16 protein-coding genes and 1 tRNA gene are annotated in these 17,134 nt (G+C 65.8%); 11 read left to right on the top strand and 6 right to left on the bottom strand.

The window, feature by feature from the left end; translation table 11 throughout:
* Positions 1-51: 51 nt before the first annotated feature.
* The 4 genes from ABIB29_RS07590 to ABIB29_RS07575 are packed head-to-tail and all read right to left on the bottom strand — an operon-like array spanning position 52 to position 3,658.
* Positions 52-870: an ABC transporter permease gene (locus ABIB29_RS07590; protein WP_354171501.1), complete on the bottom strand. Its 819-nt coding sequence runs from the start codon at positions 868-870 to the stop codon at positions 52-54.
* On the bottom strand, positions 867-1,712 hold the full coding sequence (locus ABIB29_RS07585; protein WP_354171499.1) for an ABC transporter permease: 846 nt from the start codon (positions 1,710-1,712) through the stop codon (positions 867-869). The genes ABIB29_RS07590 and ABIB29_RS07585 overlap by 4 nt, the downstream gene beginning before the upstream one ends.
* Positions 1,699-2,541 carry an ABC transporter ATP-binding protein gene (locus ABIB29_RS07580; RefSeq protein ID WP_354171498.1) on the bottom strand — a complete coding sequence of 281 codons (843 nt, stop codon included), beginning with the start codon at positions 2,539-2,541 and terminating at the stop codon, positions 1,699-1,701. Before ABIB29_RS07580 ends, ABIB29_RS07585 begins: the two co-directional genes overlap by 14 nt.
* A 40-nt stretch (positions 2,542-2,581) precedes the next feature.
* Positions 2,582-3,658, bottom strand: a complete 1,077-nt coding sequence (locus ABIB29_RS07575; RefSeq protein WP_354171496.1) for an ABC transporter substrate-binding protein — start codon at positions 3,656-3,658, stop codon at positions 2,582-2,584.
* Between the two features lie 292 nt (positions 3,659-3,950).
* Between ABIB29_RS07575 and ABIB29_RS07570 the strand changes: the two genes are divergently transcribed.
* Together ABIB29_RS07570 and ABIB29_RS07565 are read left to right on the top strand one after the other, a co-directional pair.
* Positions 3,951-4,151: an IS1/IS1595 family N-terminal zinc-binding domain-containing protein gene (locus ABIB29_RS07570; protein WP_354171495.1), complete on the top strand. Its 201-nt coding sequence runs from the start codon at positions 3,951-3,953 to the stop codon at positions 4,149-4,151.
* 9 nt (positions 4,152-4,160) lie between these two features.
* Entirely contained in the window at positions 4,161-5,063 is a 903-nt protein-coding gene (locus tag ABIB29_RS07565) for an IS1249 family transposase (protein ID WP_354171592.1), read from the top strand.
* 123 nt (positions 5,064-5,186) lie between these two features.
* On the opposite strand, the gene ABIB29_RS07560 is transcribed toward ABIB29_RS07565, so the two are convergent.
* Positions 5,187-5,269: transfer RNA gene (locus ABIB29_RS07560), tRNA-Leu, on the bottom strand.
* A 409-nt stretch (positions 5,270-5,678) separates the two neighbouring features.
* On the opposite strand from ABIB29_RS07560, the gene ABIB29_RS07555 reads away from it, so the two are divergent.
* From ABIB29_RS07555 to pknB, 7 genes are read left to right on the top strand one after another with little or no spacing between them, the layout of a single operon-like run.
* Complete coding sequence (locus ABIB29_RS07555; protein WP_354171493.1) at positions 5,679-6,422, top strand: FHA domain-containing protein; 744 nt, start codon at positions 5,679-5,681, stop codon at positions 6,420-6,422.
* Positions 6,419-6,898 (top strand): FHA domain-containing protein FhaB/FipA, encoded by a 480-nt coding sequence (locus ABIB29_RS07550; RefSeq protein WP_024368146.1) that lies wholly within the window; start codon positions 6,419-6,421, stop codon positions 6,896-6,898. Before ABIB29_RS07555 ends, ABIB29_RS07550 begins: the two co-directional genes overlap by 4 nt.
* Before the next feature lie 2 nt (positions 6,899-6,900).
* Positions 6,901-8,538 carry a protein phosphatase 2C domain-containing protein gene (locus ABIB29_RS07545; RefSeq protein ID WP_354171491.1) on the top strand — a complete coding sequence of 546 codons (1,638 nt, stop codon included), beginning with the start codon at positions 6,901-6,903 and terminating at the stop codon, positions 8,536-8,538.
* Positions 8,535-9,986 (top strand): FtsW/RodA/SpoVE family cell cycle protein, encoded by a 1,452-nt coding sequence (locus ABIB29_RS07540; RefSeq protein WP_354171489.1) that lies wholly within the window; start codon positions 8,535-8,537, stop codon positions 9,984-9,986. The genes ABIB29_RS07545 and ABIB29_RS07540 overlap by 4 nt, the downstream gene beginning before the upstream one ends.
* Complete coding sequence (locus ABIB29_RS07535; protein ID WP_354171487.1) at positions 9,983-11,440, top strand: peptidoglycan D,D-transpeptidase FtsI family protein; 1,458 nt, start codon at positions 9,983-9,985, stop codon at positions 11,438-11,440. The genes ABIB29_RS07540 and ABIB29_RS07535 overlap by 4 nt, the downstream gene beginning before the upstream one ends.
* Positions 11,437-13,260 carry a protein kinase domain-containing protein gene (locus ABIB29_RS07530; RefSeq protein ID WP_354171486.1) on the top strand — a complete coding sequence of 608 codons (1,824 nt, stop codon included), beginning with the start codon at positions 11,437-11,439 and terminating at the stop codon, positions 13,258-13,260. The genes ABIB29_RS07535 and ABIB29_RS07530 overlap by 4 nt, the downstream gene beginning before the upstream one ends.
* Before the next feature lie 6 nt (positions 13,261-13,266).
* Positions 13,267-15,228, top strand: a complete 1,962-nt coding sequence (gene pknB, locus ABIB29_RS07525) for a Stk1 family PASTA domain-containing Ser/Thr kinase (RefSeq protein ID WP_354171484.1) — start codon at positions 13,267-13,269, stop codon at positions 15,226-15,228.
* A gap of 15 nt (positions 15,229-15,243) precedes the next feature.
* Here the strand turns inward: pknB and ABIB29_RS07520 are convergent, their stop codons facing one another.
* Complete coding sequence (locus tag ABIB29_RS07520; protein ID WP_354171482.1) at positions 15,244-15,885, bottom strand: aminodeoxychorismate/anthranilate synthase component II; 642 nt, start codon at positions 15,883-15,885, stop codon at positions 15,244-15,246.
* Between the two features lie 214 nt (positions 15,886-16,099).
* Between ABIB29_RS07520 and ABIB29_RS07515 the strand changes: the two genes are divergently transcribed.
* Positions 16,100-16,354: a cell division protein CrgA gene (locus tag ABIB29_RS07515; protein ID WP_354171480.1), complete on the top strand. Its 255-nt coding sequence runs from the start codon at positions 16,100-16,102 to the stop codon at positions 16,352-16,354.
* Between the two features lie 119 nt (positions 16,355-16,473).
* Entirely contained in the window at positions 16,474-17,079 is a 606-nt protein-coding gene (locus tag ABIB29_RS07510; protein ID WP_354171479.1) for a DNA-3-methyladenine glycosylase I, read from the top strand.
* Positions 17,080-17,134: the final 55 nt, after the last annotated feature.

Here is a 17,134-nt window from a genome sequence, read left to right as displayed (position 1 = left end):
GTGACCCCGCGTTGCTGGGTCCGGCCCCCGACCACCGGCGCGCCCGGCCAGTTATGCCGACGTCGACGGTGCCTGCCCGGATCTCCTCAGCATGGCGTCCTCCAGCAGGGCGACAAGCGTGTACAGAATGATCGACACGAGCGTGATCACCACCACCAGCGCCCACACCTCGTTGTTCCTGGCGCGGGAGACGGCTGAGATGATCGCGTAACCAACACCTTTACCTGTGGCCAGCCATTCGGCCAGCAAGGCCCCGGTCACCGCTCCCGGGATGGAGACTTTGACTGCGGTAAAGAAGGACGGAAGGGATGACGGCAAGGCAACCTTCAGGAGCGCCGTCCACCGGGAGCCGCCGTAGACATCGATGACCTCCAGCATGGCCGGCGACGCCGAGCGGAGTCCGAAGACGATCGTCACCAGGGCGGGAAACAGCACCACGATGCCCCCGATGGCGGCCACGGCCGGTTCCTGCCGCCCGAAGATGAGAATAATGATCGGCGCCAACGCGACCAGCGGCACGGAGCGCAGCAGCATCGCGATCGGCATCAGCGCGTTCTCCACACCGCGGAAGAGGACGAAGACGGCCGCGATCACCACGGCCCCCGTTATCCCGGCGGCGAAGCCGAGGAAGGCGTCGATCATGGTCTGGCCGAGGTTCTGCAGGACAGCCTGCCGGTTCCCGCCGGATGCCGGCACGGTGAAGAGGAAGTTGAAGACATCCAGGGGGCCTTTGCCCACGAACGGCGAGATGTTGAAGAGCCTCAGCAGCGCCACCCACAGCAGCAGCACGACGGCGAGAGACACCAGCAGCCCCACGACCGCACGGCCGAGGCTCCTAAGGACAGCGGGACCGTGGTTTCGCGGCGTCATCGGGAGGCCCCCTGGCGGCCGGCGGACCACGGAATGACGAACCGTGAGATCACGGCAAAAACTCCGTATCCGGCGCCAGCCAGGAGTCCGGCGACCAGGGCGACCCCCCAGGCCCGGGCAATTTCGAGGTTCTGTTGCGCGTTGACCAGCGCCGGGCCGATCCCGCGGTCCACTCCTCCCACGTATTCGCCAAGGACTGCCCCCAGCACGGCCGCGGGAACAGCGATCTTGAGCGCGGTGAGGATCCCCGGCAGCGCCGAAATGAGCTGCACTTTGACCAGCTGCTTGAACCTGCCGCCGCCGTAGACGGCAACGAGGTCCAGGCTCGCCTGGTCCGCACTTTTCAGCGCGGACAGGGCGCCCACCACTGTGGTGAAGAAAACGGAGATGCCGGCCAGGAGGACAGCTGTTCCCGAGGCCTGGCCGCGCGCGGGGGATCCGATCACAATGAAGGCCAGCGGTCCGATCGCCACGATCGGCAGGCAGTAGCTGATGACGGCCAGCTGGGTGACGAGCCGCTCCAGGGCAGGCAACACGAGCACGCTGCCGGCCAGCAGGAGCGCTGCAATATTGCCCCAGAAATAGCCGGTGGACGCCTCCACGACCGTGACCGCAAGGTTGGGCCAATAGAAGCCGACGCCGTCGCCGGCCAGTTGGCTAAAGACCTTGCCCGGTGTGGGAACGGCGCCGCCCGTTCCATCGGCTGCGGCTCCCACCCCTGAAAGCATGGTGGCCGCGGCCAGCCACCAGAGCGCAAAGGTGGCCGCCACCCCGATTCCTGCCGCCGCCCACGGCGGTAGCGGCCGGGAAACGGCCGCTGTCTTCGTGTCAGTCGTCGTCACGGGACGGTCCCTCCCCTGGGTGCGCACCGACGTCGCCGAACAGCAGCTCGGAAGCCCGGTCGCACAGGGCGTGGAATTCTGGCGTCCGCATCATCTCCGGTGTCCTTGGCCTGGGGAGGTCAACAGTGATGATTTCCTTGATCCGGCCGGGCCGTGCACTCATGACGGCGACGACGTCGGAGAGGAACATTGCCTCCGCGATTCCATGGGTGACCATAAGCGTGGTGGCCGGCTTCTCCGTCCAGATGCGCAGCAGTTCAAGATTGAGGCGCTGACGCGTCATGTCATCCAGGGCGCCGAACGGTTCGTCCAGCAGGAGCACCGACGGCTTGAGTGCCAGCGCCCGGGCGATGGAGACCCGCTGCCGCATACCTCCGGAGAGCTGCGCCGGCTTGGCCTTTTCAAACCCCCTCAGGCCGATCAGCCCGACCAGCTCGTCCACCATGGCATGGTCAACGGGCAGACCGGCCACTTCGAAGGGCAGACGGATGTTGGAGACCACGCTTCGCCATGGCAGGAGGGCCGGATCCTGGAAGGCGATACCCAGTTCATGCCGGCTGCGCAGCTCAGCCGGGGTGTGGCCGTCCACGGTGACCTGGCCGGTCGTGGGGGTTTCCAGACCGGCCAGGATCCTCAGGATGGTGGACTTGCCGCATCCTGAGGGCCCCAGCAGGGACAGGAACGTTCCCTGCGATGTGCTCAGGTTGGCGTCTTCCAGGGCCACGACGCTCCGGCGGCCCATGCGGAAACTCTTACCCAGCCGGCTGAGCGATATACCGGTACCGGAGAGCATGCCGTGGGAGACGGCAGCCGTGCTCACGTCAGTCATTCATCCTACTTACATTCGTCAAACGTACTTCCGGGCGTGGCTACTTCAGGGTCGGGTTCTCGGCGAAAACCTCGTCGAGGAGGCTCAGGTCGAAGATCTGCTCCGCCGTCGTGTCGTAGCCGGCCAGCTTGAGGATTTCGATGTTCTTCTCCATCAGCTCCTGGGAGATGGAGAAAAGCCCGTTGCTGTCCGTATCGGGAGTCTCGATGAGCTTGCTGTTCTGCGCCTCCGCCTGGGCCTTTTCCTTGTCCAGGGTGAGGCCGAGCTCCTTGCCATAAACCTCCACGGCAAGCCTGGCCGATTCCGCCGGGTCCGCCAGCGCGTCCTTCCATCCCTTGATGGTTGCCGCCAGGAACGCTTTCAGCTCTGTCCGCTTGCTCTTGATGGAATCCTCCGTGGCGACGAAGCTTTCGGCGACGAAGGGCAGGCCGTTGTCCGCGAACGGCAGCACCGCGGTCTTGTGCCCGCCCAGCTCGAGGGTCAGGACCTCGTTGGTGAGATAGGCGAAGAACCCTTCGACGTCGCCGTTCAGCAGCGGCTGCGGGTCGTACTGCACCGGCACCTTCGTGACCTTGGACGGATCAATCTTGTTGACCTCCAGGAGGGCATCGAAGAGAGTCTCGTTGACGCCGGCCTGCACTCCGATCTTCTTGCCGACCAGGTCACCGGGGGCGGTGACCGGATTTTCCGCGAGGGACACGATGGTGAACGGGTTTTTTTGGTACGTGGAGCCGATGATCTTCAACGGCGCACCCTCGTTGAGCACCACCGGGGCTACTCCCACTGGCGACGAGGTGCCCACCAGGGCCCTGCCGGAAAGGACCATGGTCTCCGCCGAAGCGCCGCCCGGGCCGCCCGCAATCAGATTGACCGCTGTGAAGCCCGCATCTTTGTAATAGCCCTTGCTGTCGGCAAAATATTCACCGGCAAACTCCGCGTTCTTCAACCAGGACAACTGGACCTCCAATGTCCCGAGATCCCCCGCCGCACCACTGGTCGTCGACGTCGCAGCGCTGGTCCCGCCGCCGCAGCCGGTGAGGGCCACAAGTGCGACGGAGGACATCCCCGCCAGCAGCATGCGACGCGTCGGGCGCATTTCCGAACCAAAAGCCGTCATTCTACTTCTCCAAATCGGGAGCCGGTCGCATAAACACGACCCCCGCGGGGTCGTCTGGCACTGACCCTAGGGAACGGTTGTTTCAGGTATTCGCGCCTTGTCGTTTCCGCGAAGTTAACTCTCGGTTAGATCGGCGCCGCGGCGCTGGGCCGTCTTGGTTTCGGGGTTATAGGACAAAACGTGTGTATGGATTGTGCTTGCTTCCCAGTGGCGGCGGGGTAAATCAGGGGTAGCTAAGCTTTGAAAGCTTAGGGTGGCTGGGGTGCTTGTATATCTCTGGAATGTTTGATTTGTGGTCCGGAACGGGAAAACAGCTGCGGGTAAGCAGCGGTACCGGTGCCTGGATTGCGGGGCGAGCCGTTCGGGTCAACGCCCCGATGTGAGCCGGCGGGCGGAGCTTGATGCGTTTCTGGGCTGGTTGCTCGGTACCGGCAGCCAAGCAGGGGCCGACTCGTTCGGCACGGCCCGGTCGTTCCGGCGCCGGACGGCGTGATGCTGGAATATCGCCCCCGGGATCCCGGCGACGGGTGAGATCCATGACCAGGTCCAGATCGACGGGATCTATGTCGGGTCGTGGTGCTGCCTGATCGCAGTCGCCGGAGAGCATGTGATCGGCTGGCAGTGGTGCGACACCGAGAAGAAAGCCGCCTGGGCTGCCCTGCTTCAACGGTTCCCGGCACCCCGGGTCGTGATCACCGACGGCGGGTCCGGGATCGCTGCTGCGCTCTCTGATTGCTGGTCCGACGCCGCCGTGCAGCGCTGCCTGGTCCACGTCCAGCGCAACGTGCGCACCTATCTGACCAGCAGGCCCAGGACCGAGGCCGGCAAAGCCCTCCTGCGCCTTGGCCGGGCCCTGACCCGGGTCAGCACCCCGGCGCAGGCCGCTGCATGGCTTGGCCACCTCAACGGCTGGTACCAGGACCACGGCCAGCTGGTGAGGGCCCGGACCTACCGCACCACTGCCGCGCCGGCTCCGGCGTGGGTTCGGGCGAACCAAACCTGGTGGTTCACCCATGACCGGCTCCGGAAGGCCTACCGCCTCCTGGAACGGCTCAGCCAGGCAGGGACGCTGTTCACCTACCTCCGCAGCGAGTTCACCGGCCTCGATATCGCCGCGACGACCAACCGGATCGAAGGCGGCACCAACGCCCAGCTGCGCCTGATCCTGCGGACCCACCGCGGGATGAGCGAAGAACACCGGACGCGGGCCATCGAGTGGTATCTCTACCTGCACAGCGAAACCCCCGAACCACCCCAACGGCTCATCCGCCCAGAGCACCACACACCCACACGCGGGTCGGCTCAGACCGCCGCAGAGCAACCCCACGGACCCGAGGAATACGGCAACGCAGCCACCGCCGAAGAAGGCCTCTGGGCCCGCAAGGGCTGGGCCGGACGACCGTGACACGCCAGAGATTTACACACGTTTTGTCCTATAACCCTGGTTTCGGGCTGAACCCCATGCGTCAGTTCCGCGGGGTTAAACGAAAGAAACCCCGGTCCGAAGACCGGGGTTTCTTTCTTTGCGTGCGCGAGGGGGGATTTGAACCCCCACGCCCTTTCGGACACTGGCACCTGAAGCCAGCGCGTCTGCCGTTCCGCCACTCGCGCGCAACTTCTTCCACGTAGTTCCTGGTCCAAAATCAGGCCGTGAACCTCGTAAAAGCAGCGAGATCAAGCATAACGGACAACAGCGGGAAAACACCAATCGGCCCTCGGCGAGGGATGGTGCAGGACGTTTTGCGCCCGAAATCCGGGGCCCGGCACCACCCGGGCCCGGGGCTCGCAGTGCCGCCAGGAACCCGTCCCCGCCGGGCGGATCGGGCCGATGTCAGTGCACGTCAGAGCCGGTCCGGCGCAATTTCCCGGCGCGGAGCGGCGACGCGCATTAAGGCCATTCCCAGACTCGCCCAGTAGTATCTGATGTAGGAGTGCCCGTTAACAGCGGGCTCCCGCAGATGTGGGAAACCGAGTTCCGGAACGAATGCTGCCCTGCAGCCGTCACGAAAGGAGAAGGACCATGGGATTGCTGGACAAAGTCGAGCGCGGCATCGAAAAGGCCGTCCGCGGAGTCTTCTCCACCGGTTCTCGCGCCCAGGTTGAGCCTGTCGAGATCGCCAGCCACCTCCGCCGCGAGGTTGACAACAAGGCCATCACCATCGCCGCCGGGCGGACCCTCGCCCCCAACGTTTTTGACGTCCTCCTCAGTGACGATGACTTCCAGCGGGCCCAGGAATGGGGAACCCCGCTCGCCGAAGAACTGTGCGACGTCGTCATCAACCACGTGCGCAGCCAGGGCTACACCCTGCAGGGTCCCGTCCGGATCAGTTTCCGCCGTGACGGGGACCGCCGCGCCGGAGACTTCGAAATCAAGTCCCGGACCGAGAAGTCCTCCTCCCCCTCCGCACAGCCTCCGGCGCACGCCGGAATGCCTGCCGCGCCGACGCGCCAGCCCTCCCGGATGCAGCCTGTGCTGGACATTGACGGGCAGCGCTACTCCTTGAACGCGCCGTCGATTGTGCTGGGGCGCTCCTCCGAAGCAGACATCCTTATTGACGACACCGGCGTTTCCCGCCGCCATCTGGAAATCCGCACGGGGCAGGGCAACGCCCAGGCCGTCGACCTGGGATCCACGAATGGCAGCTACGTCAACGGCCACAAGATCGTGGGCTCCTCGGAACTCAACGACGGCTCCACGATCACAATGGGACGGACCAAAATCATCTTCCGACTCTTGCCCGCCAGCCCAGGCGGCCGCCAGTGAGCGAACTGACCATCACCGCCCTGCGCTTCGGTTTCCTCCTGCTCCTGTGGGTACTGATCTTCAGTATTGTTGCCGCCATGCGGCGCGACCTCATGATCGGCCGCAAGGCAGCAGCGGGCGCCCCCACGGCGAGGCAGGTCCGCAAGAACCCGGCCCTGGCCGAACCGGCGGCCCCCGTCAAGCAGCAGCCACGCCAGCTGGTCGTGACCGAAGGACCACTCAAGGGCACCACGATCCCCCTGGCGGCGAGCCCCATCCTGCTCGGCCGCGCGCAGGAAGCCACCCTTGTGCTGGAGGATGACTATGCCTCGGGCCGCCACGCCCGGCTGTTCCCGCAAGGCAGCCGCTGGTTCATCGAGGATCTTGGCTCGACCAACGGCACCTACCTGGCCGACCAGCAGCTGACCAGGGCACTGCCCGTAGAGCTGGGTGTCCCCGTGAGAATCGGCAAGACGGTCATTGAATTGAGGCCGTAGCCGTGGCTGCCCCGGATCACCCCGAAGACAGGGCCGAAGGCGAAACAACTGCCTCCAAGCGGCCACTCATCATGCGCTACGCCGCGCGTTCCGACGTCGGCCGGGTGCGCGCGAAGAACGACGACTCCGCCTACGTTGGCCGCCACCTCGCCGTCGTTGCCGACGGCATGGGGGGACACGCAGGCGGCGACGTCGCCTCTGCCGCCACGGTGCTGGACATGATCCACCTCGACAGCGACGACTACGACGGCGACGCCGGCACCGTCCTGGCCGACGAGATCCAGACCGCCAACTCGCTGCTCTCCGAACTCGTCCACATGAATCCCAAGCTGGCCGGCATGGGGACCACTGTCACTGCCCTCCTGCTGGCCGAGGGCAAGCTGCACTTCGCACACATTGGCGACTCCCGCGCGTACCGGCTCCGGAACGGCGAATTCGAGCAGGTCAGCGTGGACCACACGTTCGTCCAGCGCCTCATTGACGAAGGCCGGCTCCGCCCCGACGAAGCGGAGTCCCATCCGCACAAGAACGTCCTGATGCGCGTCCTTGGCGATGTCGACGCCAGCCCTGAACTTGACCTGGACACGCTTGACGTCGAGCCGGGTGAGCGCTGGCTGCTCTGTTCCGACGGCCTGAACTACGTGGCCGGGCACGTCGTGGAACGCACTGTCCGGGAGACCAAGGATCTGCGTGAATGCGTCGAACTGCTGGTCGATCTCACCCTGGACGCCGGCGCCCCGGACAACGTCACCGTGGTGATGCTCGAGATCGCCGAACAGACCACCGACGACGTCCGGACGGCCGCCGTCGAAATCGTCCCGCTGGCCGGCGCCGCAGCAACGGCCCCCATCCCGCCGGGGGCCGCGGCATCCCCTGTGGACGCCGGTACACCGGGCGACAAGCCGGCCGGTGGTGCCCCCGAAAACGGCGAACCGTCCACCTCCACCGATCCGCACCTGGGTGAGCATCTGTCCGCCGAGGTGCTCCGCGAGGAACTTGCCGGGCGCCCCCACGAACTCGTGGGCGCGGCCGCGGCCGCCGCGGAGTCCGGTTCCATCCCCACCATCGCGGGGCGCACCATGGCCCGCCGGGCTGCGACGGTCCTGACGCACAAGTCGGAGCAGACGAGGGACGAAGCCGACGAGTACCGGCCGGCCGGCCGGCCCCGCCGCTGGGTGACGGTCTCCATCGCCGCGGCCATCGTGGCACTGCTCACGGTGGGTCTGTGGCTCGGCTACGCCTGGACCCAGACGAGGTACTACATCGGCGAGCACGACCAGCACGTGGCCATCTACAACGGGGTCTCCCAGCGCCTGGGACCCATCCAGCTCTCCACCCTCGAAGCGGTGACCGAAATCCGGATGTCAGATCTCCCCGAATTTTCCCAGCAGCGGGTGCGCCAGACCGTGCCGGCCCGGGACCTCTATGATGCCCAGCGCATCGTCAAGAACCTTGAGCGTACCGGCACCACCGCTCCTGCGGACGAATGCATCACCCCGTCCCCCACCCCAGCCACCCCCGGCGCGACAGCCGATCCCAGCGCGACAGCCGATCCCAGCGCGACGGCGAGTCCCGGCGCGGCCGGGACTGCGGCACCCTCGCCGACGGCGACGGCTCCCATCTGCGAGGGGGACCAATGACACCTATCGACCCCACGCCGAGACCACGGCGGAACGTTGAACTGGTCCTGCTGGTGCTGGCACTCGCCGTCGGCATCGGGGCCAACGCCCTGGTCGGGGTGGACCAGCAGAAGGCGTTCGACACCGATTTCTGGTTCCAGTCGAGCCTGCTCGCCGTCGCCGCCCTCGCTTTCCACATCGTCCTGCGGATTCGGGCGAAATATGCCGATCCGGTAATTCTTCCGCTGGTGGTGGCGCTGAACGGCCTCGGCCTCGCCATGATCCACCGGCTGGACCGGGTTGGGGAGGACACCGGCAACAACCAGCTGCGCTGGACCCTGGTGGCCATGGCCGTTTCGATCGCCGTCATTTGGTTCCTCAAGGACCACCGGATCCTGCGCCGTTTCACCTACATCTCCCTGGCTGCCAGTGCGTTCCTCCTGATCCTTCCGCTGGTCCCCGGCATCACGGCCGGTGAAATCCTGGGCGCGCGGGTCTGGATTAAGGTCGGCTCGATGACCTTCCAGCCCGGCGAAATCGCCAAGATCACCCTCGCTATATTCTTTGCCGGGTATCTTTCCTCGAACCGCGATTTGATCCTGCTGGCCGGCCGGAAAGTCGGCCCCATCCAGTTCCCGCGGTTCAAGGACATGGGCCCCATGATTGCCGCGTGGCTTGTGAGCATCGGCGTGTTGATCTTCCAGCGGGACCTGGGCTCGTCGATTCTGTTCTTCGGCCTGTTCCTGGTGATGATCTACGTCGCCACGAGCCGCATCAGCTGGGTCATCATCGGTGTCGGGCTCATCGCCGCGGGCGGGTTCGTCGCCTCCCGTGTCTTCTCCCACGTCGCGCTGCGGATTGACGGCTGGATCAACGCCTTCACCGACGAAGTCTACGGACGGGCGTTCGGCGGCAGCCTGCAGATCGTCGAGGGACTGTTCGGCATGGCCAACGGCGGCCTGGTCGGCACCGGCCTCGGCCAGGGACGCCCCAATCTCGTTCCTTTCGCCAACAGCGACATGATCATTGCCTCCTTCGGCGAGGAATTGGGGTTGATTGGCCTCTTCGCGATCGTCCTGATGTATCTGCTGCTCTTCACCCGGGGGTTCCGGGCGGCACTCGGCACCCGGGATGCGTTCGGGAAACTGTTGGCCACCGGGCTCTCCTTCGCCATCGCGTTGCAGTGCTTTGTCGTGATCGGCGGCGTCACCCGGCTCATTCCCCTCACCGGCCTCACCACCCCGTTCCTGGCCGCGGGCGGCTCCTCATTGCTGGCCAACTGGATCATCGTCGGACTGTTGCTGATGATCTCGCACACGGCACGCGGCCCGGTGGACACAACACCGCTGGCTCCCGGCGAGGAACCCGACCCACAGAAAGTAATGCCTGCCATGCCTTCGAAGCCGGCCGCCGTTCCCGGCACCGGACGGAACAGTCCGGACGCCCCCACCGAGGTGGTGAAGCTGTGAACCAAGCCATTCGTAATGCCTGGATCGCCGCGATCGCGATGTTCGTCCTGATCTTCGGTGCCCTCAGCTACGTGCAAGTGGTCGGGGCGGACGAGCTGGAGGCCAATGCGTGGAACAAGCGCACCCTCCTGCAGAATTACTGCAACGACCGCGGCGCGCTCATCGTCGGCGGTGCCCCCGTGGCAGAGTCGGTGCCTGCCGCGGAGAGCTGCAAGTTCCAGCGCACCTACAACCAGCCGGAACCATACGCCGGGATCACCGGCTATTTCTCCAGGAGCTTCGGCGTGACCGGGCTCGAGAAGACGATGAACGAAGAGCTCGCGGGCAGCTCGGACCAGCAGTTCCTGGACCGGGTTGGCCAGCTGTTTCTGGGCAACCAGCCCAAGGGTGCCTCAGTGGAGCTCACACTGGATCCGGAGATCCAGAAGCTCGCCTTCGACCTCATTCCGGATGGCCAGCGCGGATCGATCGTGGTGACCAATCCGAAGACCGGCGCGATCCTGGCCATGGTGTCCAAGCCCTCCTACGATCCCAACCTGATCGCCACCCAGGATCCCGTGGCCGAGGCCGCCAACTTCGCCGAACTCAACAAGGTGCCCGGGATCAACCTGAACCAGAACGTCAGCGGCCCGACCGGGGAATTGCTGGCCCCGGGCTCGGTCTTCAAGATCATCGACACGGCTGCGGCCCTCAGCTCAGGAAAGTACAACAAGGACAGCGTCCTGCCCAACCCGGCGGAGATGTCCTTCCCCGGCATCCAGTACACGCTGCCCAACTATGCCGGCGGCAACTGCTACACCCGCGACACGGCGACGTTCGCCTTCGCCCTGCAGCAGTCGTGCAACACCCCGTTCGCCAGCATTGCCCTGGATCTGGGGCAGGCGGCCATCGCGGACCAGGCGGGGAAGTTCGGCTTCGGCAAGGACTTCGGCGACCAGTTGAAGCTGGACTCCGCCACGAGTTTCTTTCCGACCGAAGAGCTGGACGACGCCAGCCTGGCACAGTCGTCGATTGGCCAGCGGGACGTTCGGGCCACGCCGCTCCAGATCAACCAGATGACGGCCGCAATCGCCAACGGCGGGGTGCAGATGCAGCCGAACCTGATCAAGGCCGTACGTTCCCCGGACCTGCGGCCGATCAGCGAGCCGAAACCTCAGGCCCTGCTGACCTCCACCACACCGGAGATTGCCCGGCAGATCAACGAGTGGATGGTCAGCGTTGTCAGCGAGGGCATCGGCCGCGGAGCGGCAGTGCCCGGCGTGAGGGTGGCTGGCAAGACCGGTACCGCCGAACTCGGCGACGGCCTGAACAACTCATGGTTTACCGGGTTTGCCCCGGCGAATGACCCGCAGGTGGCAGTCACTATCGTCATGGAAGGCGTAGACATCACCACCGGCGCAAAGCTAACCAGTCCGAACGCGAAGAAGATTTTTGAGGCGGTGTTGAATAAGTGAGGCCTTCATCAGGAATCACCCTCGGCGGCAGGTTCCAGCTGACCACGCGTATTGCGATCGGCGGCATGGGAGAGGTCTGGAAGGCCAAAGACCTGATCCTTGGCCGCATCGTCGCCATCAAGGTGCTCAAGGAGGAGTACACGGGCGACCCCGGCTTCCTCCAGCGGTTCCGCGCCGAGGCCCGCCACACGGCGCTCCTGAACCACGTGGGCATCGCCAACGTTTTTGACTACGGCGAGGAAGAGGGCTCCGCCTACCTCGTCATGGAGCTGGTCCCGGGCCAGCCGCTGAGCAGCATCATCGAACATGAACAGGTGCTCTCCCCGGACCGCACCCTGTCCATGATCGCGCAGACCGCCCGCGCCCTCTCGGTAGCCCATGCCCAGGGCCTGGTCCACCGCGACGTCAAGCCGGGCAACCTGCTGATCACCCCGGACGGGCGCGTCAAGGTCACGGACTTCGGCATCGCCCGCCTGGCCGACCAGGTCCCCCTCACCCAGACCGGCCAGGTGATGGGCACTGCCCAGTACCTCGCGCCCGAGCAGGCAACCGGGCAGCTGGCCACCGGCGCCTCGGATATCTACGCCCTCGGCGTGATCGGCTACGAGTGCCTTACCGGGCATCGTCCGTTCTCCGGGGAATCCCAGATCGCGATCGCGCTGGCCCAGGTCAACGACGCTCCGCCGCCGCTGCCGGAAACCCTGCCGAAGCCGGTACGCGCCCTGCTGATGTCCATGCTGGCCAAGGACCCCAAGAACCGCCCGGCCGACGCCCTCAAGCTGTCCGAGGCTGCCGAGGCCATCCGCAACGGCGACATCGCGGCGGCACACGCCGCGGTCCCGGGCATGCTGCTCTTCGAGGCAGCAACCGGACCAATCACGGCACCGGTGGACATGCCCACGGCAGCAACCGGTGTCCTCGGCGCTGCGGACCGTACGACGTCGGCCACCTCGGCGTTGCCGGTGGTCGGCGCCGCCGGTGCGGGCGCCGCGGCAGGGACGGCTGCCGGAGCCGCCGCCGCCAGCGCGTACGGAGCACGGAACACGCTGTCGCGTGCCGATGCCCTTGCCGCGGAACGCAATTGGGTCCAGGAGGAGGACGATGACTACGACGAGCCGGTCAATGATCCGGAACGCCGCGGCCGCAGCCCCTGGACCTGGCCGCTGATTGCCCTGATCCTGCTCGTGCTGTTCGCACTGGTGGGCGTCATGCTGACCCAGGCCGGGATCCTGTTCCCGCAGACTCCGGCGAGCAGCAGCAGTGCGACCACTACCAGCGCGTCACCGACCACCACCAGCGCCTCGCCCACGTCCACGAGCCCCAGTCCCACCAGCAGCTCCGCCACGCCCACCCAGTCGACACCGGCTGCGATCAACCTGATTCCGGAAGAGTACTTGGGCGAGCAGTACAACGACGTGCGAACCGCACTGATCGGCCTGGGACTCAAAGTCGACGGTGCCGAGGTCTTCAACGCCGCCCCTCCTGGAACCGTCACCAATATCAATCCCTCCGGCCCGGTTGAACGGGGCGAAACCATCACCGTGACCTACTCCAAGGGCCCCGAAGCCCCCCAAACCGTGACCGTCCCGACGCTGGAGTCCGGCGCGAGCGAAGCCACCGTCCAGCAGGCCATCCTAAATGCGGGACTGCGGTGGGCCAAGGGTGTCGATGTCAATCCGACGAACAAGGACGAGGACCCCGGGACCTTCGTCCGCTCCGAGCCCGCTTCTGGCAGCAAGGTTCCCGCCGGTTCGCTCGTGACCTATCACCTGGCCAAGGCCGCGGTCGTGGAATCAACCCCCAGCCCAACGGGAACGTAGCCCACCATGCCCACTTCACCCCGCACCCCATCGCACCGGGAGGACCGCCGCCCCGTGAACACGCAGCGCGTCCTCAGCGGGCGCTATGAGCTGGGTGAGCTGATCGGCCGCGGCGGCATGGCCGACGTCTTCCGCGGCCTCGACACCCGGCTGGGACGCACCGTGGCGGTAAAGCTGCTCCGTCCGGACCTGGCCCGGGACCCCCAGTTCCAGGCCAGGTTCAAACGCGAAGCGCAGGCCGTCGCCGCCCTGAACCATCCCTCGATTGTCGCGATCTACGACACCGGGGACCATGCCGTCCCCGGGGACCACGAGGACACCGTCCGGGTGCCGTACATCGTGATGGAGTTTGTCTCCGGCAAGACGATCCGGGACCTGATCCGGGCCAAGGAAGTCAGCATCGACCAGGCGATCGACTTCACCCTTGGAGTGCTCGCGGCCCTGGATTACAGCCACAAGGCCGGTATTGTTCACCGCGACATCAAACCCGCCAACGTGATGTTCTGCCCGGACTCCAACAGCGTCAAGGTGATGGACTTCGGGATTGCCCGCGCCATGGCGGACTCGGGAGCAACCATGACCCAAACCCAGGCCGTGGTGGGCACTGCCCAGTATCTGTCACCCGAGCAGGCCCGCGGTGAAACCGTCGATGCCCGCAGCGACCTCTACTCCGCCGGCTGCCTGCTGTACGAGATGCTGGCCGGCCGGCCGCCCTTCATCGGGGACAGCCCCGTTTCCGTGGCCTACCAGCACGTGCGTGAGATCCCCGAACTGGCCAGCAGCCTGAATCCTGACGTCTCCGAAGCACTGGACAGCGTGCTCATGAAGGCGCTACAAAAAAACCGAGCGGACCGCTTCCAGGATGCCGCCGCGTTCCGCCGAGCCCTGCGGGCTGCGCGGAGCGGAATCGGCGTCACCGCCCCGGCCGCGAGTGAAGCTCCCACCGATCCCAATAACACGGTCCCGGCCCCGGACGGCACCCCGACGGCGGCCTTCTCCGTGACCGGCGCGAAGTTCCTCGATGAGACCCCCACCGGCCGGCTCCGGCCCGTGCTGGAAACCCCGGCTGACGATGAGAACGCCCTGATGGCCCACGGTGTCCTCTACGGCGCCGCTGATACCGGAAGCCTGCCGCTGGTCCTGCCGCCCGAACGCGAGCACACTCCGCGTCAGAAGTCCCGGCGTCGGACGTGGATCACCGCCCTGATGCTCGTCACCGTCCTGGTGCTGGCAGGAGGGGGCCTGTGGCTCTACAACATGATGAACCAGCCGCCGCCCCCAATCGCTAAAGTCCTGGTGCCGTCGGTGACGTCACTAACCGAGACCGAGGCCCTCCAGAAGCTCTACAACGTAGGACTGAAACCCCAGCTCAGCCGGATGCAGCACGAAACCGTCGCCAAGGGCATCGCGATTGGTACCGTCCCGGCAACGGGGAGCTCGCTGGATCCGAATTCCGACATTACGCTCAACATCTCTGAAGGCCCCAGCGTCATCACCATCCCAGCCGACCTGCCGGGACGCACGGAGGCCGCCGCACGCGACATGCTGCGCCAGAAGGGTCTCGCCGGAGCGCCGGGCACCACCATGGCCAACAGTCCCACGGTCCCGGCGGGCATCGTGATCACCACCAACCCGGCGCCGGGCCAGAACGTGCCCACGGGCAGTATCGTGGAAATCATCGTCTCCACCGGCAAGGTGGTGGTTCCCCAGCTCGTCGGGCTACCCCAAGCCGAGGCTGAAGCCGCTCTGAAGGCACTGGGCCTGGGCATGACCGCCACGGAAGTCGAAAACTCCCAGGTCGAACCGGGTAAGGTCACCGGACAATCCGACCCTGCGGAGGCGCTGGTGGAACAGGGCAAAACGGTGACGGTCACCGTGGCCAAGGCTCCGCCCCCGCCACCAAGCCCCACACCCACACCAACGCCCACGCCGACCCCCACCCCCACCAAGGGCGACAAGGGCGACTGAGCGTTACGGGGTGGGCTAGTGCTTGATGAGCGGGCTTAGCGACGCTGCACGCTGGGCCGCGCCGGCCATACCAAGGGACTCCAGCCAGTTCCCGAGCATCTGGTAGCCGCCTTCGGTGAGCACGGACTCCGGATGGAACTGCACTCCGCAAAGGGGGGCACTGCGGTGCTGGAGCCCCATGACCACTCCGGTTCCCGTCTCCGCGGTGATCTCCAGGACCTCCGGGATGCTCTCACGGACAGCGGCGAGGGAGTGGTAGCGGGTCGCGGTGAAAGGCGAAGGCAGCCCGGCGAACACGCTGGTGCCGTGATGCTCCACGAGGGACGTTTTGCCGTGCATCAGCTCGGGCGCGTGCGTGACGGTTCCCCCGTAGGCCTCGGCCAGCGCCTGGTGTCCCAGGCAGACCCCCAGCATGGGTTTGTTGTGGCTGCCGCACCACTTGATCAACTCGATGCAGACGCCGGCGCCCGCGGGATTCCCCGGGCCCGGGGAGATGAGGACGCCGTCGCGTGCCGCCGCCAGGTCGGTGGCCTCGGCCAGGGTGACGTCGTCGTTGCGGACCACCGTGGTCTCCGCGCCGAGTTCCTGGAGGTATCCCACCAGGGTGTACACAAAGCTGTCGTAGTTGTCGACGACGAGAATCTTGGTTGTGCTCATGGGTGCCTTGCTGAACCAATCGTTGAATCAGAGAACAGGGTGAATCGTGCCATCCCGGACATTCGCGGCGGACATCCCCGTGGTGTGAACTACGGCTAGAATTGGCTCCGAATAAGAACTTCAACGTGACCAAGAGCGCTGACCGCCGCGGTATTCCTTCTTGCAGGATATCAAGCCAGGGTCCCGCTCCTGGTCCAGCCGCCTAGGAGGACCCGTGCCCGAGTCAAAGCGCCGCAAACGGACTGCCCACGAAACGCCGCAGACTTCCGCCGCGCAGGCCAACAAGCCCAACCCGGTCTGGTTCAAGCCGGTGATGTTCGGCCTGATGATCATTGGTCTGCTGTGGATCATCACCTTCTACATCAGCGAGGGCACACTTCCCGTTGCCGCCTGGGGATCCGGCAACATCATCGCCGGCTTCGGCATTGCCATCATTGGCTTCCTGATGACCACCCGTTGGCGTTCCTGAACGCCGCAGCACGTGACGGAGACCGGTACACCCTGTGTGCCGGTCTTTCGCGTTAACATCTGTCCTCCGAGGGGCAGATAATGCTGGAGCGGAAGAACAACGCGAGCGAAGGAGTCCAGATGGCCCCGGTAATAACCGGACCGGTAATCGGCGACGACGGTCTGGCCCGGCCCCCGTGGGCGGCCGTGGATCCGATGCTGCGCGAGTACTACGACACCGAGTGGGGACTTCCCGTCCGGGACGAGCAGGGCCTGTACGAGCGCATCAGCCTCGAGGCCTTCCAGGCTGGACTGTCCTGGGCGACAATTCTCCGGAAACGGCCGGCATTTCGGGCTGCCTTCCACGACTTCCATCCCGACACGGTGGCCGCGTTCACCGACGCCGATGTTGACCGTCTCCTCCTTGACGCCGGCATCGTCCGGAACCGGCTGAAGATCCGGGCCGCCATCACCAACGCCCAGGCCACCCGTGATCTGCGGCCAGATGGCGGGCTGGTTGACTTCGTGTGGGCCTTCCAGCCGGAGTCCACACCCGAGCCGAGATCCCCTGCGGAAATCCCCACCACCTCTGCCGAGTCGATCGCCCTGTCCAAGGCCCTGCGGAAGCGGGGCTTCGTGTTCGTCGGACCCACCACGATGTACGCACTAATGGAAGCCATCGGCATGATTGACACCCACCTGCTCGACAGCCATCGCCGGGGCACCTCCGGAGTCTGGCCACGCTGAGGCTCCTCCTGTGCACAACTCCGGATGGAGTTATCCACACTGTTGATAACTTTGC

This window comes from Arthrobacter sp. UYEF36, assembly GCF_040547025.1.
Classification (GTDB): Bacteria; Actinomycetota; Actinomycetes; order Actinomycetales; family Micrococcaceae; genus Arthrobacter.
The sequence above is the reverse complement of the archived record's forward strand: the minus strand, read 5'-3'. Positions and strand labels throughout refer to the sequence as shown.